We start from the raw sequence: 23,770 nt of genomic DNA, 5'->3' as shown, positions 1-23,770 counted from the left end.
GGGGTGCCGTTGACGCCGCCGCCGGCGCCACCGCACGCGGCGACGCCGAGCGCGGCGCCCGTCGCGACACCGTTCAGTAACCAGCGCGTCGCCCGCATCATCCCCCTTCCACCTGTTCCGTCGTCCTATCGGACGATCGCTTTCCAGTCACTTAATCCACGGGCCCCCGGAAAGCGCGCGCGTCGCCTTGTGCCGGCGGTGCGGGCCGCCTAGACGCGCCGGGCATGCACGCCCGCCTTGCCTCGATCGACACCTGGATCTTCGACCTCGACAATACGCTGTATCCGGCGCGCGCCAACCTGTTTGCGCGGATCGACGCACGGATGACCGCCTATGTCGCGCGCCGCCTCGGCCTGCCGGAGGCGGAGGCGCGGGTCGTGCAGAAGGACTATTTCCACCGCCACGGTACGACGCTGACCGGGCTGATGGCCGATCACGGCGTCGATCCGCACGATTTCCTGGCCGAGGTGCACGACGTCGAGATGGACGTGCTGGAGGAGGACGCGCCGCTCGCCGCCGCCATCGCGCGATTGCCGGGCCGCAAGCTGGTCTTCACCAACGGCGACAAGCCCTACGCCCTCAAGGTGCTCGACCGCATCGGCCTCGGCGAAAGCTTCGAGGCGATCCACGACATCCATGCGATGGACCTCGTCCCCAAGCCGCATCCGTCCGCCTACGCCGGCCTGTGCGCGGCGTTCGGCATCGCGCCGACGCGCGCCGCCTTTTTCGAGGACATGGCGCGCAACCTCGCCCCCGCCAAGGCGATCGGGATGACCACGATCTGGGTCGACAACGGCTCCGAACAGGGGCCCGAGGCGGCGCGCGACCATATCGACTTCACCGTCCACGACCTCGCGCCGTGGCTGCAGCACATCATGGAGGCATCATGAGCCAGGATCTGGCGACCGTCATCGACACCGCGTGGGAGGATCGCGCCGCGCTCGGCTTCGGCACCACCGGCGCGGTCCGCGACGCGGTGGAGGCGGCGCTGGCGCTGCTCGATGCCGGCGAGGCGCGCGTCGCCGAACCCGACGGCGCGGGCGGCTGGCGGGTCAACCAGTGGCTCAAGAAGGCGGTGCTGCTGAGCTTCCGCCTCAACGACAATGTCGTGATGCCATCGGGCCATTTCGACAAGGTGCCGCTGAAGTTCGCCGACTGGGACGAGGCGGCGTTCCGCACGGCCGGCTTCCGCGCGGTGCCGGGCAGCGTCGTGCGCCGCGGCGCCTTCATCGGCAAGGGCGCGATCCTGATGCCGAGCTTCGTAAACATCGGCGCCCATGTCGGCGAGGGCACGATGGTCGACACCTGGGCGACGGTCGGCAGCTGCGCGCAGATCGGCCGCAACGTCCACCTGTCGGGCGGCGCGGGCATCGGCGGCGTGCTCGAACCGTTGCAGGCCGATCCCGTCATCATCGGCGATGGTGCGTTCATCGGCGCACGCGCCGAGGTGGCCGAGGGCGTGCGCGTCGGCGAGGGCGCGGTGCTGTCGATGGGCGTCTATCTGGGCGCGTCGACCAAGATCGTCGATCGCGCCACCGGCGAGGTGTTCAAGGGCGAGGTGCCGCCCTATGCCGTGGTGGTGCCGGGATCGACCGGCGGGGGCGACGGCAAGCCCGCGCTCTATTGCGCGGTCATCGTCAAGCGCGTCGACGCCCAGACGCGCAGCAAGACCAGCATCAACGAGCTGCTCCGCGACTGAACCGGCCGGGCGCGGCATACGGATAGCGCTCAACCCCGGCGAAGGCCGGGGTCCGGATTGCAAGCGCCGGCGATGAGCGGAGGGCCCGTCCCTCCCGGGTCCCGGCCTTCGCGGCGACGTGAGGGCGCGACCGGTCCCGGCACCCCGCCAACCGCGCGGCGCTTGTCGCTCGACAATCCGGCGCCACGCGCGTATCGCTTTGTTATACACGTTAAACAGAGGGTAACCGCATGTCCGTCGCCAGCACGCTTCTCGACCGCGTCCTCGTCCTCGAAATGGTCCGCGTCACCGAGGCGGCTGCGATCGCCGCATCGACGCTGACCGGCCGCGGCGACGAAAAGGCCGCGGACGCCGCCGCGGTCGAGGCGATGCGCGAGGCGCTCAACGAACTCGATATCGACGGCACTGTCGTGATCGGCGAGGGCGAGCGCGACGAGGCGCCCATGCTGTTCATCGGCGAGAAGGTCGGCACCGGCAACGGCCCGGCGATCGACATCGCGCTCGATCCGCTGGAGGGCACCACGATCTGCGCCAAGGCGGGGCCGAACAGCCTCGCCGTGCTGGCGATCGCGGAAAAGGGCGGCCTGCTCAACGCGCCCGACGTCTATATGGACAAGATCGCGGTCGGTCCCGGCCTGCCCGCCGGCGTCATCGACCTCGACCGCACGCCGACCGAGAACGTCACCGCCATCGCCGCCGCCAAGGGCGTCGCGCCCGGCGACATCATCGCCTGCGTCCTCGACCGGCCGCGGCACGAGGCGCTGATCGCCGAGCTGCGCGGCATCGGTTGCGGCGTGATGCTGATCGGCGACGGCGACGTCGCCGGCGTGATCGCGACCGCCGATCCCGACACGACGATCGACGTCTACATGGGATCGGGCGGCGCGCCGGAAGGCGTCCTCGCCTGCGCCGCGCTGCGCTGCGTCGGCGGCCAGTTCAAGGGGCGGCTGCTGTTCCGCAACGACGACGAGCGCGCCCGCGCCCGCAAATGGGGCATCGCCGACCTCGACAAGCAATATGACCTCGAGGAACTGGCCAAGGGCGACTGCATCTTCGCCGCCACCGGCGTCACCGACGGATCGCTGTTGGAGGGCGTCAAGCGCCGCAAGGGCAAGATGACGACTGAAAGCGTCGTGATGCGCGCCTCCACCGGCACGGTGCGCTGGGTGAAGGGCGAACACCGCACCATGTGAGTGGGGCGGCGGTGCGCGGTGATAAATCCGCCATCGCTGCGGCGTCCCGGGGATGGGCCGCACCGGCGACCGCCGGGCGCCAGCGGGGTGATGGCGACCGAGGCGGGAGCTGTCGTTCGTCGATAGTGGCCGGACCCCAGTTGCAAGCGTCGCCATGCGCCATCAGGGCGGCAGGGCGGATGGAGGCGGGGGCGCCTTCGCGCTCGCGTCGACACCCCCCCAGCCATCATGCGGCGGGTCAGCGAGCGGGTGGCGATCGCGCGCACGTGCGCTAGGACCGCTGCATGCTCGTCCCCGTCCTCATGGTCCTGACGCTCGCCTATCAGGGCGTGCTGCTGTGGCGGGGGCGGATGTTCGCGCCGCCGCGGCCCGCGCTGCGGGCGCGGCACCTGCGCTGGGCGGTATCGCTGTGGCTGGGCTACGGCGTCCCGGCACTGATCGGGCTGCTTGCGATCGGGCAGATCGGCGGGATCGCGCGGCTGCCGGACGCATTCCTGCCGCTGGCGCAGGCGGCGGGCGTGCCGCCCGGCTCCATCGGGCCTTTGCTGGTGATGGTCGGGCTGGGCGGCGGCAGCGTGCTGGGGCTCGTACTGACGTGGTGGCGGGCGCGGCGGGGCAGGGCGCCGTGGACCGCGGGCGACGCCCGATCGATCATGCCGGCCAGCGATGCCGACCTGTGGCCCGCCGCGGTGCTGGCGGTGTCGGCGGGGATCGCGGAGGAGCTGTTCTACCGGCTGTGGCTGCCCCTGATCGTCGCGCTCGGCACCGGTTCGGGGACGGCGGGGACGGTTCTCGCCACGATCGCCTTCGCGGCGATGCACCGCTATCAGGGGCCGGCCGGGATCGCGGCGACGTTCGTCGGCGGCGGGCTGCTCGCCGCGCTGTACATGGGCAGCGGCGCGCTGTTCTTGTCGATCGCGGTCCATGTGCTGACCGACCTCAACGCGCTGGTGCTGCGACCGGCGCTGAGTGCACGGCTGCGGCGACGGCGGGTCAGTTCTTCAGACGCCAGCCGCTCTTGAAGATCCACGCGATCACCGCGAGGCAGGCGACGAGGAACCCCAGCGTCACGCCGAGGCTGACCGCGATGTCGACGTCGCCCTTGCCGAAGAAGCTCCAGCGGAAGCCGCTGACGAGGTAGACGACCGGGTTGAACAGGCTGACCGTCCGCCACGCCGGCGGCAGCATGTCGATCGAATAGAAGCTGCCACCGAGGAACGTCAGGGGCGTTATCAAGAGCATGGGCACGAAGTTGAGCTGTTCGAAGCTCTTCGCCCAGATACCGAGGATGAAGCCGAACAGGCTGAACGCGATCGCGGTGAGCAGCAGGAACGCCACCATCGCGCCGGGGTGCAGCACCCGGATCGGTACGAAGAAGGCCGATGTCGCGAGGATGATGACGCCCAGCACGACCGACTTGGTCGCCGCCGCGCCGACATAGCCCAGCACCATCTCCATCGCCGACACCGGCGCCGACAGCAATTCGAAGATCGTGCCGGTGAACTTGGGGAAGTAGATGCCGATCGACGCGTTGCCGACGCTCTGCGTCAGCAGCGACAGCATGATGAGGCCGGGGACGATGAAGCTGCCGTAGCCGACGCCGTCGACGGTCTGCATGCGGCTGCCGATCGCGCCGCCGAAGACGATGAAATACAGGCTGGTCGTCAGCACCGGCGCGACGAGGCTCTGCCAGAGCGTGCGCAGCGCGCGCGCCATTTCGAAGCGATAGATCGCCCAGACGCCATGGAGGTTCATGCGCGCGCGCCCCTTCGGAAAGTCGTGCCGGTCATGCCCGTTCCCCCACCAGATCGACGAAGATGTCCTCGAGGCTGGACTTGCTGGTTTCGAGATCCTTGAACGCGATATGCCGGTCGGCGAGTTCGCGCAGCAGCGACGGGATGCCGGTATGTTCCTCGGTCGCGTCGAACACGTAGCGCAGCGTGCGGCCGTCGTTGACGAGGCTCAGCTGCCAGCGGTCGAGGCCGGGCGGCACCGCATCGAGCGGCTCGACCAGCGCGAGGTCGAGCTCGCGCTTGCCGAGTTTCTTCATCAGCGCGGCCTTTTCGTCGACCAGCAGCAGCCGGCCCTTGTCGATGACGCCGACGCGATCGGCCATCTCCTCGGCCTCCTCGATGTAATGCGTCGTCAGGATGATCGTCGTGCCGCGCTCGCGCAGACCATGGACCAGCTTCCACATGTCGCGGCGCAGCGCGACGTCGACGCCGGCGGTGGGCTCGTCGAGGAACAGGATCTCCGGCTCGTGCGCGAGCGCCTTGGCGATCAGCACGCGCCGCTTCATGCCGCCGGACAATTCCATGATCTTCGCATCGCGCTTGTCCCACAGCGACAGGTCGCGCAGCACCTGTTCGATATAGCCGCTGTGCCCCGACCGGCCGAACAGGCGGCGCGAGAAGGTGACGGTGGCCAGCACGGTCTCGAACATGTCGACCGACAGTTCCTGCGGGACGAGGCCGATGCGGCGGCGCGCGGCCTTGTAGTCGACGAGCGCATCGTGGCCGGCGACGGTGATCGTCCCCGTCGAGGGGGTGACGATGCCGCAGATGATGCTGATGAGCGTCGTCTTGCCCGCGCCGTTCGGCCCGAGCAACGCGAAGATCTCGCCCCGCTCGATCGTCAGGTCGACGCTGTGCAGTGCGGTGAAGCCGCCTTTGTACGTCTTGGACACGCCGGCGACGGCGAGGATCGGTTCTGGCATTGGGTCCCCCGGTTGCGCGGGAGATAGGGGGCGGGGTGGGGGATCGCTAGGGGTTGTGAACCGCGGTTCCTCCCCGGCACGGGAAGGTGGCGCCGCGTAGCGGTGACGGAGGGGGGGTACGGCCGCGACGCGCGCGGAGGCCCCCCTCCACCATTCGCTGCGCGAACGGTCCCCCTCCCCGTGCCGGGGAGGAACGATTTACGTCCCCCGTGCCGCCGCGATGGCCCGTTCGATCTCCTCGATCGGGAGCGCGCCGGACAGGATGCGGTCGCCGATCACCCAGCTGGGCGTGCCGTTCATGCCGAGCTTCGCCGCGGTCTGCATGTTGTTGGCGATCTCGGCATCGACGCGCGCGGTGTCGATCGCGGCGAGCGACACCCCCGCCTTCGCCGCCGCCGCCCGGATCGAGGCGTCGCTGACCGGGCCGCCGGCGTAGAGCGCGTCGTGGAAGCCCTGGAACCTGCCCTGCTGCGCCGCGGCGAGGCTGGCGCGCGCGGCGACGCGGCTTTCGTCCGACAGGATCGGCAGGTCGCGATAGACGACGCGCAGCTTGGGATCGCGGCGCAACAGGTCGGCGATCATCGGCAGCGAGGCGCGGCAATAGCCGCAATTGTAGTCGAAATATTCGACCAGCGTGACGTCGCCCTTTGGATTGCCGGCCCAGGCGCTGCCGAACGGCGTGGTGATCGCGGCGCGATTGGCGGCGACCAGCTCGCCCGACTGGCGGTCCTGAAGACGCTGCATCGCCTGCGGGATGATCTCGGGATGCGCGAGCACGTAATCGTGGACGACGCGTTCGATCCGGACCCGGTCGGGCCCGCCGGGAGCGGCGAAGTGGTCGTAGCTCCAGACGGCGGCCGCCCCGATCACGACGCCGAGGCTTGCAACGGCGAGCAATATGCTGTTTTTCAACGTTTCTTATACTTCTTGGGGTTGTCGTCCATGTCGTTCTGCGCGGCCATGGCGATGTCCTGCGCGCGGATCCAGTCGGACGTGTTGGCGGGAATGTTGGCGAGGGCGTAGCGCGCGCTCTGTGCGGCGGTGCGGTGATCGCCCTGCATGCTGGCGCGTTCCGCGGTGGCGAGCGCGGCGCGGGCGGTGTCGCCGGTCAGTTCGTAGGCGGTGCCGAGCTGGTACCAGGCGAACGGATTCTCGTCGTCGCGGCCGGTGGCGACGCGCAGCACCCGGATCGCCTCGGGATAGTTCGCCTTGTCCTCCGTCGCGATCAGCGCGTGGCCGAAGGTGGTGGCGATCAGCGGGTTGTTGCGCGTCCCGTCGGTCGCCGCGCGCAGCGGTGCGATCGCGTCGCGCGGCCGCCCCGCCTCCAGCAGGATCTGGCCGCGGATCTCCTGGAAATAGGGGTCGTTCGGATCCGCCTTCAGCAGCGCAAGCGATTCGGCGTCCGCCTTGTCCGGATAGCCCGCCTTGTGCCAGGCATAGGCGCGCGCATAATGCGCGTAGATGCTGGTATCGGTGTCGGGAAAGTCCTTCATCGTCCGGTCGGGCGTCAGCACATAGCCCTCCAGCTTCGCCTTCACCCGGCGGAAGCGTTCTTCCAGCGCGGGGTCGGAGGGCTTGCTCCACGCGGGCGAGGCCTGGAGGTCCGCCGACAGATGCGCGATCCGCTCGCCCGACAGGGGATGCGTCTGCATGAACGGATCGATATTCTCGACACCGTAACGATATTCCTGCTGCTGCAACGTCTTGAAGAAGCTGAGCATGCCCTTGCCGGTAATGCCCGCGGTGGTGAGGAAGCGCGCGCCGGCGGCGTCGGCCGCCGATTCCTGCGTGCGGCTGAACGACAGGTATTTCGCCATGCCGGCGGACTGGCCGAGCGCCATCAGCCCGGCGCCCGCCTCGCCCGCGCCGGCCGCGACCGCGGCGAGGCCGAGGACCATCGACAGCAAGGTGATGTGCATCGCCGGCTTGATGCCGTTGTCGGCGAGCACGACGTGGCCGTCGGCGATATGCCCCAGTTCGTGCGCGATCACGCCCTGCACCTGGTTGGCGTTGACCGCCGCCTGGAGCAGCCCCGAATGGACGTAGACCGTCTGGCCGCCGACGACGAAGGCGTTGATCGAATCGTCGTTGATGAGCACGACCTTGACGTCGCGGGGCGACAGGCCGGCGGCCTTCACCAGCGGCACCGACATGTCGGCGAACATCGCCTCCGTCTCCGCATCGCGCAGGATCGACTGGGCCTGCGCCGGCTGCGCGGCGAGAAGCGTGGCGATGGCGGCGAGGGCGAGGCGCTTCATGGCTGGCACCGGCGCAGCATAGGCGAGGGGGCGGGCGAGGTCACGACGAAACCTTGGGGATGTCCGGGTGAACGCCGCGTGAGCGGGGGCGGCGCGACGCCACGCCACGCCACGCTACGCCACGCCACGCGGTCGCGATGGCCCGAGGCTGGCAACGTCCCGCGAACCTGCTACACGCGCATCCAGTAGCATGGCGTCCGACATCCCCCCCATCGATCGTTCGACCGCATTCCGCGAGCGCGGCGGCGCGGGCGGGCTCTTACGCCGGTCTTGGGGACGGTGGTGGGTCAAGGCACTCGCGGTGCTGGCGGTGCTGGCCGCCATCGCGTACGGCGTGCTGTGGGCGACGATCCTGCGCACGTTGCCCTCGGTCGACCAGCTGCGCACCTACGAACCGCCGCTGCCCACCAACGTTCGCGGCGTCGACGGGACGCCGATCCAGACCTACGCGCGCGAGCGGCGTGTCGAGCTGTCGTTCGCCGAATATCCGCCGTTGCTGGTGCGCGCGTTTCTGGCGGCGGAGGACAAGACGTTCTTCGAGCATCACGGCGTCGACTATCCGGGGCTGGCCGGCGCGGTGGTCGACTATGCGCGCAAGTTCGGCACCGGCCGCCGCGCCAAGGGCGGTTCGACCATCACGCAACAGGTGGCCAAGAACCTGTTGATCGGGAACGAGTATTCTCCGACCCGCAAGCTCAAGGAGGCGATCCTCGCCTATAAGATCGAGGATGCGCTGACCAAGCCGCAGATCCTCGAGCTGTACCTCAACCAGATTGCGCTGGGACGCAACGCGTTCGGGGTGGAGGCGGCCGCGCACGCCTATTTCGACAAGGAACTCGACGAGCTCGACCTGGCGCAGCTCGCCTATCTGGCGATCCTGCCCAAGGGGCCGTCGAACTACGATCCGGTGCGCCACGCCGACCGCGCGATGACGCGGCGCGACTATGTGCTGCGCGAGATGCTTAAGAACGGCTTCATCAGCCAGGCGCAGCACGACGCCGCGGTGGCCGAGCCGCTCGGCACGATCCTGCGCCGGACGCCGAAGTTCGAACGTGTCGGCGGCTATTTCGTCGAGGAGGTGCGGCGCCAGCTGATCGGCCGGTTCGGCGAAAAGGCGGCGGACGGGCCGTACAGCGTCTATGACGGCGGCCTGTGGGTGCGCACGTCGCTCGACACGCGGTTGCAGGACCTGGCGGCGCAGGCGCTGCGCGACGGCCTGTTGCGCTACGACCGCGGGCGCGGCTGGTCGGGGCCGATCACGCACAAGGACATCGACGGTGACGCCTGGTTGCAGACGCTGCTCAACACCAACATCGGCGTGGATTACGGCGACTGGCGCGCCGGGATCGCGATCGCGCGCGACGGCGATGCGTGGACGATCGGCTTCGCCGACGGCAAGACCGGCACGCTGCCGCGCCGGGCGGCGCAGATGCCGGTGCGTGGCAAGGGCGGCACCAGCTTCGCGGCGATCAGGGCGGGCGACATCATCGCGGTCGCGCCGGAGGGCGGGGTCTATGCCCTGCGGTCCGTGCCCAGGATTTCCGGCGGCTTCGTCGTCGAGGAGCCGGCGACGGGCCGCGTGCTGGCGATGCAGGGCGGCTTCGACAGCCGGTTGCAGGCATTCAACCGCGCGACGCAGGCGCTGCGCCAGCCCGGATCGACGATCAAGCCGATCGTCTATTCCGCCGCGCTCGAAAACGGCATGACCCCCGCGTCGATCATCGTCGACGGCCCGTTCTGCGTCTATCAGGGCGCGCGGCTGGGGCAGAAGTGCTTCCGCAACTTCGGCAACATGCGCGCCGCCGGCCCGCATACGATGCGCTGGGGCATCGAACAGTCGCGCAACCTGATGACCGTCCGCGCCGCCGCGACGACGGGCATGCCCAAGGTCGTCGACGTGATGAAGCGGATGGGGGTGGGCGATTACCAGCCCTATCTCGCCAATGCGCTGGGCGCCGGCGTCACCACGGTCACCCGGATGGTCAACGCCTATGCGACGCTGGCCAACAACGGCCGCGCGCACAGCCCGACGCTGATCGACTTCGTCCAGGACCGCCACGGCAAGGTCGTGCTGCCCGAGAACTGGCGCGCCTGCGACGGCTGCAACGCCCGCGACTGGAACGGCAAGGCGATGCCGCGGCCGGGCGATCGCACCCGCCAGGTGATCGACGCGATGACCGCATACCAGATGGTGCATATCACCGAAGGCGTCATCCAGCGCGGCACCGCGGTGGTGCTGCGCGACCTCGACCGGCCGATGTTCGGCAAGACCGGCACCACGACCGGCCCGACCGACGTCTGGTTCGTGGGCGGCACGCCGCAATTCGTCGGCGGGCTGTACGTCGGCTACGACACGCCGACCAACCTTGGCGGCTATGCGCAGGGCGGCACCTTCGCTGCGCCGATCTTCAAGGAATTCGCGGTAAAGGCCTACGAAGGCCTCGAAAAGCTGCCGTTCCGCGCGCCGGCGGGGATCCGCATGGTACGCATCGACCGCGGCAGCGGCCGGCCCGTCTACGGCACCTTCCCGACCGATACCGATCCCAAGGCGGGGGTGATCTGGGAAGCGTTCAAGCCGCAGAGCGAGCCGCGCCGCGCCATCCATCGCGGCGGCCCGACCCCCGCGGCGACCGCCACCGCGGCACCGGCGCGGGCGACGAATGCGCCGCGCGACAGCGATTTCTTGCAAAGGGAAGGCGGAATCTACTAGCGCCGCTTCCTATATGGGCGGGTGCAGCCGCCATCCTGTTTCACCGGAGAGTTTCCATGCGCGCCGAAGCGCAATCCCACGTCGACAGCATCAAAGAGGCGCTGGCGCTGCTGCGCCGGTTCCTCGACTGGGACCGTGCGCTGCGCCGTCTCGACGAGCTGAACGCCCGCGTCGAGGACCAGGCGCTGTGGAACGATCCCAAGGCCGCGCAGGAGGTGATGCGCGAGCGTCGCCGGCTGGACGAGGCGGTGACCGCGACGCGCGCGATCCAGTCGGAGATGGACGACACGGTCGAGCTGATCGAAATGGCCGAGGCCGAAGGCGACACCGCGATGGAGCTGGAGGGCGTCGAGGCGCTCGCCGCGCTGGCGAAGCGCGCCGACCACGACAAGATCCAGGCGCTGCTGGCCGGCGAGGCGGACGCCAACGACACCTATATCGAGATCAATTCGGGCGCCGGCGGCACCGAGAGCCAGGACTGGGCGGGCATGCTGCAACGCATGTACACGCGCTGGGCCGAGCGGCGCGGCATGAAGGTCGAGCTGATCGACCATCACGCCGGCGAGCAGGCGGGGATCAAGTCGGCGACGCTGCTGGTGAAGGGCGAGAACGCCTATGGCTATGCCAAGACCGAAAGCGGCGTGCACCGGCTGGTGCGGATCAGCCCGTACGACAGCGCGGCGCGGCGCCACACCAGCTTTTCGAGCGTCTGGGTCTATCCGGTGATCGATGACGACATCCAGGTCGAATATAACGAGAGCGACCTGCGCATCGATACCTATCGCGCGTCCGGTGCGGGCGGGCAGCACATCAACACGACCGATTCGGCGGTGCGCATCACGCATATCCCGACCGGCATCGTCGTGCAGTGCCAGAACCAGCGCTCGCAGCACAAGAACAAGGCGGAAGCCTACAACCAGCTGCGCGCGCGGCTGTACGAGCGCGAGTTGCAGATCCGCGAGCAGGCGGCGAATGCGGAGAATGCCACCAAGACGGACATCGGCTGGGGGCACCAGATCCGCAGCTACGTCCTCCAGCCGTACCAGCTGGTGAAGGACCTGCGCACCGGCACGACCTCTACCGCGCCGGGCGACGTGCTCGACGGCGACCTCGATCCCTTCATGGCGGCGGCGCTGTCGCAGCGCGTGACCGGCGAAAAGGTCGAGGTGGAGGACGTCGATTGAGCCTCGCGCGGATCCTGACCGGCGTGGCGATCGCCGGGCTGTGCCTGGCATCGACGGCGTGCGACGGGTCCAAGCCGCTCATCAAGCGCGAGGAAAAGCCCGCGCCGTTCCCCGCCGCCGATCGCCCCGTCGCGCACATCGTATCGTCGCGCTGGTCGAACGAGGAGGCGCGCGACCGGCTGAACGAGGCGGCCGAGGTGATGGACAAGGCCGGCATCGCCAAGGGGATGACCGTCGCCGACATCGGCGCGGGCGAGGGCTATTACACGATCCGGCTGGCGAGCCGCGTCGGCCGGACCGGGCGCGTGCTGGCCGAGGACATCGTCGCGGGCGTGCGCGATACGCTCGCCGAACGCGTCGCGCGCGAGGATCTGGAGAATGTGTCGGTCCGGCTGGGCGCGCCCGCGGATCCCAAGCTGCCCGACGCCAGCTTCGACCGCGTGCTGATGGTGCACATGTATCACGAGATCGCACAGCCGTACGAATTCCTTTGGCGCCTGCGCCCGTCGCTGAAGCCCGACGGGCTGGTCGTGGTGGTCGACGCGAACCGCCAGACGCAGAACCACGGCACGCCGCCCGCGCTGCTGCGCTGCGAGTTCGAGGCGGTGGGCTATCGGCAGGTCGCGACGGCCGAAATGCCTTCCGCCGGGGGCTATATGGCGACGTTCCGCGCCGAAGGGCCGCGGCCCGAGCCCGCGGCGATCAAGCCCTGCGTGCTGAAGGACTGACCGGCCGCTACATCCAGCCGTCGTCGCGCAGGCTGGCGATCCGCCCGCCCGCGACGATCAGGTGATCGACCAGCCGCAGGTCGACCGCCGCCGCCACCCGTCCCAACAACCGCGTATAGGCAAGGTCGGCGGCGCTCGGCGCGATCGTGCCGCTCGGATGGCCATGCGCCAGCACGAGGGCGGACGCGCCGAGTCGCAACGCCTCGCCGACGACCGTGCGCAGCGGCGGCGCGACGCTGTCCGCGCTGCCGGCGAAGTCCGCGCGGCCGAGAAACCTCCATTCCGGATCGAGATACAGGACCGCGGCGCGTTCCAGCGGGCCGATGCCGAGGTCGGCGACCAGCGCGGCAGCGGCGCGGGCGTCGGCGACGCGGGGCGGAGCGGAGGCGATGTCCATCGCACGCGTGTCGCCTGCGGCGGTGCGGCAGGCACGCGAAACCGCCTCCAATACGGCGCCATGCTTGGCGAGCGGCCGACGAGCGGGTAGGTCCGCCCGCATGCGCCAGTATCTCGACCTCATGGACCGTATCCTGACCGGCGGCGCCGAACAGATGGACCGCACCGGCACCGGCACGCTGTCGGTGTTCGGCGCGCAGATGCGCTTCGACCTCGCGCAGGGCTTTCCGGTCCTGACCACCAAGAAGCTACATCTGCGCTCGATCATCATCGAACTGCTCTGGTTCCTGCGCGGCGACACCAACGTGCGCTGGTTGCAGGACCAGCGGGTGAGCATCTGGGACGAATGGGCGGACGCCTCGGGCGATCTCGGCCCGGTGTACGGCAAGCAGTGGCGCGACTGGGAGACGGCGGACGGCCGCCACATCGACCAGATCCGCGAGCTGATCGACCAGATCCGCACCAAGCCCGCCTCGCGTCGCCAGATCGTGTCGGCGTGGAATCCCGGCGACCTGCACGCGATGGCGCTGGCGCCGTGCCACTGCCTGTTCCAGACGCATGTCGCGAACGGGCGGCTGTCGCTGCAACTCTACCAGCGGTCGGCCGACGTGTTCCTGGGCGTGCCGTTCAACCTCGCGAGCTATGCCCTGCTGACGCACATGCTGGCGCAGCAATGCGGGCTGGCGGTCGGCGAGTTCGTCTGGACCGGCGGCGATTGCCACCTCTATGCGAATCACCTCGACCAGGCGCGGTTGCAGCTGAAGCGCGATCCCGGCCCGCTGCCGCGGCTGGAGATCGTGCGCACGCCGCCGGCGATCGACGCCTATGCGTACGAGGATTTCGTCCTCCATGACTATGTGGCGCAGCCGCATATCAAGGCGCCGGTGGCGGTGTGATAAGCTTTCATCTGGCGCGCGCCGACGATGGCGTGATCGGGTGCGACGGGCAGCTGCCATGGCGGCTGCCCGCCGACCTCAGGCGGTTCAAGGCGCAGACGATGGGCCGGCCGATGGTGATGGGGCGCAAGACGTTCGAGGGGTTTCCGGCACCGCTGCCGGGGCGGCGGCACATCGTGCTGACGCGCGATCCGCACTGGTCGGCCGCGGGGGCGGAGGTGGCGCACTCGACCGAGGCGGCGCTGGCGCTGGCCGGCGACGAGGTCGCTGTGATCGGCGGCGCGGAGGTGTTCGCGCTGTTCCTGGCCCGTGCCGACCGGATCGAGCTGACCGAGGTGCACGGCATCTTCGCGGGCGATGCTCGGGTGCCGCCGTTCACCGGCTGGCGCGAGATCGCGCGCGAGGCTTTCACCGCCGAAGGGGGGCGTCCCGCCTACAGCTTCGTGACGTTGGTGCGCGGCTAGCGTTTCCCGGAGTCATGGTTCAGCGTCCGACCCGGTCGGCGCGCGGTGCCGGGGAAGGGGACGATGCCGATGATGCTGGCGTTCATAATGATGCAGATGGTGGCGCCTGCGGTCAGTGAGGTGCCCGGTGCCGTGCCGCCGCGCCTCCTGAATCCCGACAAGATTTTGGATTACAACGACTATCCGGTCGAATCACTGCGGCGGGAAGAATATGGCATTGCCTCGATCCGCCTGCGCGTCGCGGCCGACGGCGCAATCACCGGGTGCGACGTGACGGAAACGAGCGGCCATCCGCTGCTCGATGCGCGCAGCTGCACGCTCTATCGGACGCGGGCGCGCGTGGCGCCGGCCCGGGACGCCGCCGGTGCGGCGATAGCGGGCGAATTGCGGGCGGTCGTTTCGTGGGGCGTCAGCGAGCATCAGCCGCGTTCGACGATCGACCTGCCCATGCGGGTTTCGCGGATGCCGCCGGACTATCGCACGCCGGTCAGGGCGCGGCTGGTGTCGGATGCGGCGGGGCGGATCGTCGCCTGCGACATCCTGGAATCGAGCGGCAGCGGTGCCGGCGACCGCGCCGCCTGCGCCTATGTACGGCAGGCGCTCGTCCTGCCCGCGCCGAAAACCCGGTCGGCCGATGTGCCGCCGGCTGCGGTCCGCTATCTGACGGCAACGCTGGTGACCACCTTGCCTTCGAGTTCGGCTCGACGTTAGCATACGCGGCGGAGCGGCTCATCCTCCGCATGCTGACCCGCGCCATGCCGCCCGCTGTTGCCCCTCGCGCCACCCGCCCCTAAGGCGCGGCGGATGGAGCGGCTGGACGGCGGCTCGGTGGTTCCGCCGCATCTGGCCGGGGGGATCGTCGCGGTCGGCAATTTCGATGGCTTTCACCTCGGTCACCAGGCGGTGGTCGGTCGCGCGGTCGCGCGCGCGCGCGCCGAGGGGCGGCCGGCGCTGGTCGCGACCTTCGATCCGCATCCGGTCCGCCACTTCCGCCCCGACGCGCCGCCGTTCCGGCTGACGACGCTCGACCAGCGCCAGCGGCTGTTCGCCGCCGCCGGGGTCGATGCCATGGTGGTGCTGCACTTCGATGGCGCGCTGGCGCGGCTGTCGGCGGAAACGTTCATCGCCGAGCGGCTGCACGCGAATCTGCGTGTCGCCGGGGTGGTGACGGGCGAGGATTTCACCTTCGGCCGGGCGAAGGGCGGCGACGTGCGGCTGCTCGCCGCGCGCGGTGCGGCGCACGGTTTCGTCGCCGAGACGGTCGGCGCGGTGACGCTCGACGGCGAGACCGTGTCGTCGACACGCATCCGCGACGCGCTGCGTGGCGGCGAACCGCAGGTCGCGGCGCGGCTGCTCACCCGCCCGTTCGCGATTGAGGGGGTGGTGCAGCACGGCGACAAGGTCGGCCGCACGATCGGCTATCCGACCGCCAACGTCGACATGGGCAAATATCTGCGCCCCGCCTATGGCATCTATGCGGTGCTGGGCCGGCTCGCCGACGGGCGGGTGCTGAAGGGGGCGGCGAACCTGGGGATCCGGCCGACGTTCGATCCGCCCAAGGAGCTGCTCGAACCCTATTTCTTCGACTTCTCGGGCGACCTGTACGGCCAGCCGATCGAGGTGGCGCTGATCGACTATCTGCGCCCCGAAGTGAGGTTCGACGGCCTCGAACCGCTGATGGCGCAGATGGCGGCGGACTGCGAACGCGCCCGCGCCGCGCTCGCTGCATGGTGAGTGACACGCACACCCCCTTGGGCTAATGCCGCGCCATCTATGAGCGACGCCCCCGATACCGCCCCCGCCGCGCCGAAAGACTGGCGCGACACCGTCTTCCTGCCGAAGACCGACTTTCCGATGAAGGCGGGGCTCGCCGCGAAGGAGCCGGCGATCCTGGAGCGCTGGGCGCGGATCGGCGTCTACGACCGGCTGCGCGAGCAGCGCGCCGGGCGCGAGCGGTTCATCCTGCACGACGGCCCGCCCTACGCCAACGGCGACATCCACATGGGCCATGCGATGAACAAGGTGCTGAAGGACATCATCGTCCGCAGCCAGTCGCTGATGGGCAAGGACGCGCCCTACGTGCCCGGCTGGGACTGCCACGGCCTGCCGATCGAGTGGAAGGTCGAGGAGGCGTACCGGGCGAAGAAGCAGAACAAGGACGAGGTGCCGGTCGCGCAGTTCCGCGCCGAATGCCGCGCCTATGCCGACCGCTGGGTGGGCGTGCAGCGCGACCAGTTCGCGCGGCTGGGCGTGATGGGCGACTGGGCCGATCCCTATCTGACCATGAACTTCGATGCCGAGGCGGCGATCGTCGGCGAATTGCTCAAGTTCGCCGAGAGCGGCCAGCTGTATCGCGGCGCCAAGCCGGTGATGTGGTCGCCAATCGAAAAGACCGCGCTGGCCGAGGCCGAGGTCGAATATGAGGATATCGTCTCGACCCAGATCGACGTCGGGTTCGAGATCGCGTCGGCGCCCGAGGCGGAGATCCTGGTCGGCGCCACCGCGGTGATCTGGACCACGACGCCGTGGACGATCCCCGTCAACCAGGCGCTCGCCTACAATCCGGCGCTCGACTACGTGCTGTTCGCCTGTGGCGGCCGGCGGTTCCTCGTCGAGGAAAACCTGATGGGGGCGTTCTCGAAGCGCACCGGGCTGAAGATGGAGGAGTTCGTCGCGCTGGTGAAGGGCGCGGCGCTGGAGGGCGCGACCGCGCTGCACCCGATGCACGCGCTCGGCGGCTTCTTCGCGCGGCCGAGGCCGTTCCTGCCGGGCGAGTTCGTGACGCGCGATGCCGGTACGGGCCTCGTCCACATGGCGCCCGACCATGGCGAGGACGATTTCCTGTTGTGCAAGGCGCACGGGCTGGAGCCGGTGTTCGCGGTCGACGGCGCGGGCATGTACCGCGCCGACTGGGGCTGGCTCGGCGGGCAGGGCAGCGTCATCAACAAGAAGTTCGTCGCGAGCGACGGCCCGATCTGTACCGACCTGCGCGCGGCGGGGGCGCTGCTGTCGGCGAGCGACGATTTCGCGCACAGCTATCCGCATTCGTGGCGGTCGAAGGCGAAGGTGATCTTCCGCGCCACGCCGCAATGGTTCATCCCGATGGACCGGCCGATCCTCAACGACGGCGAAGGGGCCGCGAGCAACGGCGCGACACTGCGCGAGACCGCGCTCGACGCGATCGAGCACACCCGCTGGGTGCCGGCGCGGTCGCAGAACCGCATCCGTTCGATGGTGGAGGGGCGGCCCGACTGGGTCATCAGCCGCCAGCGCGCCTGGGGCGTGCCGATCGCGCTGTACGTCGACCGCGCGAGCGGCGAGTATCTCAACGATCCGGCGGTCAACGCCCGCATCGTCGAGGCCTTCCGCACCAGCGGCGCCGACGCGTGGTTCACCGCGGATCATCAGGCGCTGCTCGGCGCGGAGCACGATCTGGCGGACTATGAGCCGCAGAACGACATCCTCGACGTGTGGTTCGACAGCGGATCGACGCATGTCTTCACCGTCGAGGCGCGCTACGGCGCGGACGTACGCGCCAACCTGTACCTCGAGGGCAGCGACCAGCATCGCGGCTGGTTCCAGTCGTCGCTGCTCGAAAGCTGCGGCACGCGCGGTCGCGCGCCCTATGACGCGGTGCTGACGCACGGCTTCGCGCTCGACGGGCAGGGGCGCAAGATGTCCAAGAGCCTGGGCAACGTCGTCGATCCGTTGAAGGTGATCGGCGAAAGCGGCGCCGACATCCTGCGCATGTGGGTCGCCTCGACCGACTATTTCGACGACGTGCGGATCGGCAAGGAGGTGCTGGGCACCGCCTCCGACGGCTATCGCAAGCTGCGCAACACCTTCCGCTACCTGCTCGGTGCGCTCGACAGCTTCGACGAGGCGGAACGCGTCGCGGTGGAGGCGATGCCCGAGCTGGAACGCTACGTGCTGACGCTGCTCGGCCAGCTCGACATGGACCTGCGCGAGGCGGCGGAGGCGTATGAACTCAACCGCTACCTGCGGCGCCTGACCGACTTCGCCAACGAGGACCTGTCCGCCTTCTTCTTCGATATCCGCAAGGATTCGCTCTATTGCGACGCGGCGACCGATCCGACGCGGCGGGCGTACCGGACGGTGCTCGACGTGCTGTTCCACGCGCTGGTGCGCTATGCCGCCCCGATCCTGTGCTTCACCGCCGAGGAGGTGTGGCAGGCCCGGTTCCCGAGCGACGACGGATCGGTGCATTTCCTCGAATGGCCCGACCTGCCCGCGCTGCCGGGTGACGTGCCGCTCGGCACCGACTGGGCCGACGTCCGCCGCCTGCGTGCGACGGTGACCGAGGCGATCGAGCCGTTGCGCCGCGAAAAGACGGTACGATCGAGCCTTGAGGCCGAGGTGACGGTGCCCGAGCTGCCACTGTCTGCGGAGGCGCTGGCCGAGACGTTCATCGTCGCGCGCGTGCACCGGGGCGAGGACGTCGGCGTGACGCGGACCGAATATCTGAAGTGTGGCCGGTGCTGGCGGCACCTGCCCGAAGTGACCGCGGACGGCGCGCTGTGCGACCGGTGCGAGAGCGTCGTCGGCGATGCGTAATGTGCCGGCCGCGGGCCTCGTCACCGCCGCATTGCTGTTCATCGCCGACCAGGCGTCGAAATTCGCGATCACCGACGTGCTGCGGCTCGACGCGCTGACGGCGGAACGGGCGATCACCCCCTTCTTCAACCTGCGCTTCGTCGCCAATCACGGGATCTCGCTGGGGCTGCTGCACGCCGACAGCGACACGATGCGCTGGGCGCTGGTCGCGATGACCGGCGCGATCGCGGTCGCGGTCGCGGTGTGGATGACGCGCGAGCCGCAGCGCGCCGACCAGATGGCGCTGGGAGCGATCCTGGGGGGCGCGCTCGGCAATATCGTCGACCGCATGCGCTTCGGCTATGTCGTCGATTTCGCCGACCTGCACTTCGGCGACTGGCGCCCGTTCCTCGTCTTCAATGTCGCCGATGCGGCGATCACCGTCGGCGTGCTGGTGCTGCTTGTCCGCGCGCTCCTGATGCGCGACAAGCGCGATATTCCCTCGGAGAATCCCCATGCGTAAGTCCGTTCCGCTCCTCGCCGGCGTCATCTGCGTCGCCCTCCTGTCCGGCTGCGGCAAGCGCGGCTACGACCGGGCGCGCCCCGACGAATTCGCGGTCGCACGGCAGGCACCGCTGGTGATCCCGCCCGACTATTCGCTGGTGCCGCCGCAGCCCGGCGCCGCACGCCCGCAGGACAGCGCCAGCCAGGCGCAGACGCTGGAGGCGCTGTTCGGCGGCAACACGCAGCGCAGCGCGGCGGAGAACGGCGTCGTCAACCAGGCCGGCGGCGACACCGCCGATACCGGCATCCGCTCGTCGGTCGGCGATCCGTCGACCAACGTCGTCGACAAGGGCGCGACCACCCGCGACATCGTCGCCGCGCCCGAGGGCGACGGGCAGGACGCGCGGGCTTCGGCTAAGAAGTAACGCGGGTCCGCATGCGTGCCGTCACCCCGGACGTGTACCGGGGTTCACGGCGCGGCGTGGCGATCGGCATGAGCCTCCGGCCGCTCGCCAGCGGGTCGGTGGACCCCGGAACGAGCCCGGGGTGACGCGGTGTCCTGGGGCGAAGACGGCCTTGCAAACCCCGCGGAACATTGCCGGTCCCCGCAACGCCCTGCGCCGACGCACCACTTATAAGCGCGCGTTCCGTCACCCCGGACGTGTACCGGGGTCCACTGCGCGGTGGGGCGATCGGCGTGAGCCTCCGTCCGCTCGGCGGCGGGTAGGTGGCCCCCCCGGAACGGTTCCTGGGTGACGCGATGTATCGGCCGGGGGTAGTCTATACAGCCGCGCGGAACGCCGCCAGCCCGCGGTCGAGATCGGCGATCAGGTCGGCGGTGTCCTCCAGTCCGATCTGCAACCGGACCAGCGGCCCGGCATAGTCGCGCGGCGCGGCGGTGCGGATGCGGGCCGGATCGGCGGGGATCGCGAGGCTTTCGAACCCGCCCCAGCTATAGCCGATCCCGAACAGGTCGAGCGCATCGATCAGCGCCGCGCGCGCGGCCTCGTCGCCGCCGTTCAGCACGACACTGAACAGGCCGCTCGACCCCTTGAAGTCGCGTGCCCAGATCGCGTGGCCGGGACAATCGGGCAGGGCGGGGTGCAGCACGCGCGCCACTTCGGGCCGCGCGGCGAGCCAGTGCGCGATCTCGAGCGCGCTGCGCTGATGCTGGGCGAGGCGGACCGCCATCGTGCGCAGGCCGCGGCTGCCGAGCCAGCAGTCGTCGGGCGAGGCGACCTGGCCGAGCAGGTGGCTCATGTCGCGCAGTTTCGCAAAATGGCCGGGCGCGGCGGTGACCGACCCCAGCATGACGTCGGAGTGGCCGACGACATATTTGGTCGCGGCGAGGATCGTCAGGTCGATGCCCTTTTCGATCGCCGGGAAGAACAGCGGCGTCGCCCAGGTGTTGTCGAGCAGCGTCACCAGGCCGTGCGCCTTCGCGACGGCGACGATCGCCGGCACGTCCTGCACCTCGAAGGTCAGGCTGCCGGGGCTTTCCATGAAGATCGCCCTGGTCGCCGGCCCGATCAGCTCGGCGATCCCCGCGCCGATCAGCGGATCGTAGAAGCGCGTCGTGATGCCGAACCGCTTGAGCAATTGCATCGCTTGGCCGCGGGTGGGATCGTAGGCGCTGTCGACCAGCAGCAATTCGTCGCCCGGCGACAGCACCGACAGCAACGCCGCGGCGATCGCCGCCACACCCGAGGGGTAGAGGAAGGTCGCCTCGGCGCCCGGCTCCAGCGAGGTCAGCGCGTCGGCGAGGCTCCATTGCGTCGGCGTGCCGCGGCGGCCGTAATAGAGGCGGTGGTGGGTATCGCGGCCGGCATTCGCGCGCAGATCCGCGATGCTGTCGTAGAGGATCGTCGACGCGCGCCAGACCGGCGGGTTGACGATCCCGCCGGTCCATTCGGGGCGACGCCCGGCCTGGACGACGCGTGTCGCGTCGCCCAGCGGGGAATCGGTCTTGCTGCTATCCGTCAACGGTCTCGCGGGCTCCCATGGCCTTTGGCGTCGAGCGGTCCGCTCCCCATTCCGACCAGCTGCCGTCGTACAGCGCGGCGTCCTTGCCCAGCAAGTGCAGACCGAACGCCAGCGTCGAGGCGGTGACGCCCGAGCCGCAGGTGAGCGCGATCGGCCGGTCGATGTCGATCCCCGCGCCCGCGAACGCCGCCTTCAGCGAATCGCCGCGCTTCCACGTGCCGTCGGCGTTGAAGATCGCGGTATAGGGCAGGTTGTGCGATCCGGGGATATGGCCGGCATGCGTCGCCGGGCGCGGATCGGGCTCCTCGCCGGTGAAGCGTGCCGCCGAGCGCGCGTCGAGCACCTGTTCGGCGCCGCTGTCGACGTTCGCCTTCATCTGGTCGAGCGTGCGGACGTTCTTGGAGTCGGCCCAGACGGTGAAGTGGCGATGACGCAGCGTTTCCTTGCCGCTCGCCGTCTCGCGGCCCTCGGCGCGCCACTTGGCGAGGCCGCCGTCGAGGATCGCGACGTCATGCGCGCCGAAGGTGCGCAGCATCCACCACGCGCGGGCGGCGGTATGCCATGGCGACGAATCGTACAGCACGATGCGGCTGCCGTCGCCGAGTCCGAGGCTCTGCATCCGGCTGGCGAATTTCTCCGCGGTCGGCAGCATCATCGGCAGGTCGCTGTCGGTGTCGCGCAATTCGCCGAGGTTCATGAAGACGGCGCCGGGGATGTGCGCGGCCTCGTATTCGGCGGCGGCATCGCGGCCGAGCGCGGCGTCCAGATAGGTGGCATCGACCACCCGCAGGTCGCTTGCGCCGAGTTCACCGGCCAGCCATTCGGTCGTCACCAACGCGTCCATCACACACTCTCCCTACGTTCACACGATCTGGTCGGGCCTACGACTGGGGAGGAGTGGCCGTGCGCCGTCAATAGCCGTCGTCCCCGGCGCTGTCGAGGGCCTGCAAGAATGTTTCAGCGTGCGTGAGTGTTTCGTTTCGAGATTGCTCGGATTGCTTCGCCCACGTACTATATGGCATGCGCAGGCGCATATTGCCGCCGAGCCGGTCCTCGTGACGCGCGAGGAAGTGCCAGTAGAGCGCGTTGAACGGGCAGGCATCCTCTCCCGTTCGCCGCTTCACGTCGTAGCGGCATGTGCCGCAATAGTCGCTCATCCGATCGATGTAGGCGCCCGACGAGATATAGGGTTTCGATCCGAGCAGGCCGCCGTCGCCGAACTGGCTCATCCCCAGCGTATTGGGCAGTTCGACCCATTCGTAGGCGTCGATATAGACTTCGAGATACCAGCGATGCACCTCCGCCGGATCCGCACCGATCAGCAGCGCGAAATTGCCGGTGACCATCAGCCGCTGGATATGGTGCGCGTGCGCGGTGGCGAGCGTCTGGCCGATCGCCTCGCGCAGGCAGTGCATGTCGGTGGCGCCGGTCCAATACCATCCCGGCAGCCTGCGGTGATGGTCGAGGAAGTTGCGGGTGACGTAGTCCGGCCCCTCGCGCCAGTAGATGCCGCGCATATATTCGCGCCAGCCGATGATCTGGCGGATATAGCCCTCCACCGAATTGAGCGGGGCGCGGCCTGCGCGATATTCCGCCTCCGCCCGGCGACACAGGTCGAGGGGATCGAGCAGGCCCGAATTGATGTAGGGCGACAGGATCGAATGCCACAAATGGCGCTCGCCGGTCAGCATCGCATCCTCGAAATCGCCGAACTGCGGCAGGGCATGGGTCATGAAATAGGCCGCCTGGCGTTCGGCGTCGGCGGCGGTCACCGCATAGTCGAACCCGTCGAGGCTGCCGGGATGATCGGCGAAGCGCTCCGCGACCAGCGCCAGCACGTCCCGCGTCGTCGCATCGGGTGCGAAGGCGTGCGGCCGGGGCATGAACAGGTCGCCCTTCGCGGGCTTGCGGTTGTCCTTGTCGAAGTTCCAGCGGTCGCCGGCCGGCGTCTTGCCGTCCATCAGCAGGCCGGTCTTGCGCCGCATGTCGCGGTAGAAGAATTCCATCGTCAGTTGCTTGCGCGCGCTCGCCCAGGCGTCGAATTCGGCATGGTCGCAGACGAAGCGGTCGTCCGCGCGGATCTCGACGGGAATGCCGAACACGGTTTCCCAGCCGTCGATCATCGCGACGACGCGCCATTCGCCGGCTTCGGTGACGACGATCCGGTCGGGACCGTGCCGCGCGACCGCGCGCGCGATCTCGCCGGTGAAGCTGCCGCTCGAGTCCGGATCGTCGAGCCGGACATAGTCGACGGTCCAGCCCGCCGCCGCCAGCGCATCGGCATGATGGCGCATCGCCGACAGGATATAGGCGATCTTCTGCTTGTGGTGGCGGACATAGGTCGTCTCCTCCGCCACCTCCATCATCAGGACGACGGTGTCGGCGGGATTGGCGTCGCGCAGCGAGGCGATGCCCGGGCTGAGCTGGTCGCCGAGTATGGGAACGAGCGTTTTCATCCGGCGTGCGGCATCCTACATGGCGGGGC

22 protein-coding genes are annotated in these 23,770 nt (G+C 69.3%); 14 read left to right on the top strand and 8 right to left on the bottom strand.

Features of this window, described 5'->3' with window-relative positions; translation table 11 throughout:
• Positions 1-224: 224 nt before the first annotated feature.
• The 4 genes from LPN01_RS12240 (at position 225) to LPN01_RS12225 (ending at position 3,914) form a co-directional block, all read left to right on the top strand.
• A complete protein-coding gene (locus tag LPN01_RS12240) occupies positions 225-890 on the top strand; it encodes a pyrimidine 5'-nucleotidase (protein WP_262828702.1) in 666 nt (221 codons plus the stop codon).
• Entirely contained in the window at positions 887-1,699 is an 813-nt protein-coding gene (gene dapD / locus LPN01_RS12235; protein ID WP_262828701.1) for a 2,3,4,5-tetrahydropyridine-2,6-dicarboxylate N-succinyltransferase, read from the top strand. Before LPN01_RS12240 ends, dapD begins: the two co-directional genes overlap by 4 nt.
• 230 nt (positions 1,700-1,929) lie before the next feature.
• Positions 1,930-2,892, top strand: coding sequence for a class II fructose-bisphosphatase (gene glpX, locus LPN01_RS12230; protein WP_262828700.1), 963 nt, complete (start codon positions 1,930-1,932; stop codon positions 2,890-2,892).
• Between the two features lie 284 nt (positions 2,893-3,176).
• Positions 3,177-3,914 carry a CPBP family intramembrane glutamic endopeptidase gene (locus LPN01_RS12225; protein ID WP_262828699.1) on the top strand — a complete coding sequence of 246 codons (738 nt, stop codon included), beginning with the start codon at positions 3,177-3,179 and terminating at the stop codon, positions 3,912-3,914.
• On the opposite strand, the gene LPN01_RS12220 is transcribed toward LPN01_RS12225, so the two are convergent.
• The 4 genes from LPN01_RS12220 to LPN01_RS12205 form a co-directional block, all read right to left on the bottom strand.
• Positions 3,886-4,647 (bottom strand): ABC transporter permease, encoded by a 762-nt coding sequence (locus LPN01_RS12220; RefSeq protein WP_262828698.1) that lies wholly within the window; start codon positions 4,645-4,647, stop codon positions 3,886-3,888. The two genes, LPN01_RS12225 and LPN01_RS12220, sit on opposite strands and share 29 nt — an antisense overlap.
• A gap of 31 nt (positions 4,648-4,678) precedes the next feature.
• Positions 4,679-5,608: an ABC transporter ATP-binding protein gene (locus tag LPN01_RS12215; RefSeq protein ID WP_262828697.1), complete on the bottom strand. Its 930-nt coding sequence runs from the start codon at positions 5,606-5,608 to the stop codon at positions 4,679-4,681.
• A 198-nt stretch (positions 5,609-5,806) separates the two neighbouring features.
• Positions 5,807-6,520, bottom strand: coding sequence for a DsbA family protein (locus tag LPN01_RS12210; protein WP_262828696.1), 714 nt, complete (start codon positions 6,518-6,520; stop codon positions 5,807-5,809).
• Positions 6,517-7,866: a M48 family metalloprotease gene (locus LPN01_RS12205; RefSeq protein WP_262828695.1), complete on the bottom strand. Its 1,350-nt coding sequence runs from the start codon at positions 7,864-7,866 to the stop codon at positions 6,517-6,519. Before LPN01_RS12205 ends, LPN01_RS12210 begins: the two co-directional genes overlap by 4 nt.
• 190 nt (positions 7,867-8,056) lie before the next feature.
• Here LPN01_RS12205 and LPN01_RS12200 point away from each other — a divergent pair, with 190 nt between their 5' ends.
• The 3 genes from LPN01_RS12200 to LPN01_RS12190 are packed head-to-tail and all read left to right on the top strand — an operon-like array spanning position 8,057 to position 12,488.
• Positions 8,057-10,576 (top strand): penicillin-binding protein 1A, encoded by a 2,520-nt coding sequence (locus tag LPN01_RS12200; RefSeq protein WP_262828694.1) that lies wholly within the window; start codon positions 8,057-8,059, stop codon positions 10,574-10,576.
• Positions 10,577-10,632: 56 nt separating this feature from the next.
• Entirely contained in the window at positions 10,633-11,760 is a 1,128-nt protein-coding gene (gene prfB / locus LPN01_RS12195; protein ID WP_262828693.1) for a peptide chain release factor 2, read from the top strand.
• A complete protein-coding gene (locus LPN01_RS12190; protein ID WP_410482827.1) occupies positions 11,757-12,488 on the top strand; it encodes a class I SAM-dependent methyltransferase in 732 nt (243 codons plus the stop codon). The genes prfB and LPN01_RS12190 overlap by 4 nt, the downstream gene beginning before the upstream one ends.
• A gap of 7 nt (positions 12,489-12,495) precedes the next feature.
• Here the strand turns inward: LPN01_RS12190 and LPN01_RS12185 are convergent, their stop codons facing one another.
• Entirely contained in the window at positions 12,496-12,987 is a 492-nt protein-coding gene (locus tag LPN01_RS12185) for a JAB domain-containing protein (protein WP_262828692.1), read from the bottom strand.
• Between LPN01_RS12185 and LPN01_RS12180 the strand changes: the two genes are divergently transcribed.
• The 7 genes from LPN01_RS12180 to LPN01_RS12150 all read left to right on the top strand — a co-directional run bounded on the left by LPN01_RS12180 (position 12,986) and on the right by LPN01_RS12150 (position 19,727).
• Complete coding sequence (locus LPN01_RS12180; RefSeq protein ID WP_262828691.1) at positions 12,986-13,780, top strand: thymidylate synthase; 795 nt, start codon at positions 12,986-12,988, stop codon at positions 13,778-13,780. The two genes, LPN01_RS12185 and LPN01_RS12180, sit on opposite strands and share 2 nt — an antisense overlap.
• A complete protein-coding gene (locus LPN01_RS12175) occupies positions 13,777-14,244 on the top strand; it encodes a dihydrofolate reductase (RefSeq protein ID WP_262828690.1) in 468 nt (155 codons plus the stop codon). Before LPN01_RS12180 ends, LPN01_RS12175 begins: the two co-directional genes overlap by 4 nt.
• Before the next feature lie 63 nt (positions 14,245-14,307).
• A complete protein-coding gene (locus LPN01_RS12170) occupies positions 14,308-14,955 on the top strand; it encodes an energy transducer TonB (RefSeq protein WP_262828689.1) in 648 nt (215 codons plus the stop codon).
• A gap of 93 nt (positions 14,956-15,048) precedes the next feature.
• Positions 15,049-15,978: a bifunctional riboflavin kinase/FAD synthetase gene (locus tag LPN01_RS12165; protein ID WP_262828688.1), complete on the top strand. Its 930-nt coding sequence runs from the start codon at positions 15,049-15,051 to the stop codon at positions 15,976-15,978.
• Between the two features lie 39 nt (positions 15,979-16,017).
• On the top strand, positions 16,018-18,819 hold the full coding sequence (gene ileS / locus LPN01_RS12160; protein ID WP_262828687.1) for an isoleucine--tRNA ligase: 2,802 nt from the start codon (positions 16,018-16,020) through the stop codon (positions 18,817-18,819).
• Entirely contained in the window at positions 18,812-19,321 is a 510-nt protein-coding gene (gene lspA, locus LPN01_RS12155; protein ID WP_262828686.1) for a signal peptidase II, read from the top strand. Before ileS ends, lspA begins: the two co-directional genes overlap by 8 nt.
• Positions 19,314-19,727, top strand: a complete 414-nt coding sequence (locus tag LPN01_RS12150) for a DUF3035 domain-containing protein (RefSeq protein ID WP_262828685.1) — start codon at positions 19,314-19,316, stop codon at positions 19,725-19,727. Before lspA ends, LPN01_RS12150 begins: the two co-directional genes overlap by 8 nt.
• Before the next feature lie 355 nt (positions 19,728-20,082).
• Here the strand turns inward: LPN01_RS12150 and metC are convergent, their stop codons facing one another.
• From metC to LPN01_RS12135, 3 genes are all read right to left on the bottom strand, one after another.
• The gene (metC, locus tag LPN01_RS12145; protein ID WP_262828684.1) at positions 20,083-21,285 is read right to left on the bottom strand and encodes a cystathionine beta-lyase; all 1,203 of its coding nucleotides are present in this window, start codon (positions 21,283-21,285) and stop codon (positions 20,083-20,085) included.
• The gene (gene sseA / locus LPN01_RS12140) at positions 21,275-22,129 is read right to left on the bottom strand and encodes a 3-mercaptopyruvate sulfurtransferase (protein ID WP_262828683.1); all 855 of its coding nucleotides are present in this window, start codon (positions 22,127-22,129) and stop codon (positions 21,275-21,277) included. Before sseA ends, metC begins: the two co-directional genes overlap by 11 nt.
• 67 nt (positions 22,130-22,196) lie before the next feature.
• Complete coding sequence (locus LPN01_RS12135; protein WP_262828682.1) at positions 22,197-23,741, bottom strand: cryptochrome/photolyase family protein; 1,545 nt, start codon at positions 23,739-23,741, stop codon at positions 22,197-22,199.
• Positions 23,742-23,770 lie beyond the last annotated feature (29 nt).

The organism is Sphingomonas sp. A2-49 (assembly GCF_025548555.1).
Lineage (GTDB): Bacteria > Pseudomonadota > Alphaproteobacteria > Sphingomonadales > Sphingomonadaceae > Sphingomonas.
Note: the sequence above shows the minus strand (reverse complement) of the source record. Positions and strands in the feature narration are given on the sequence as shown.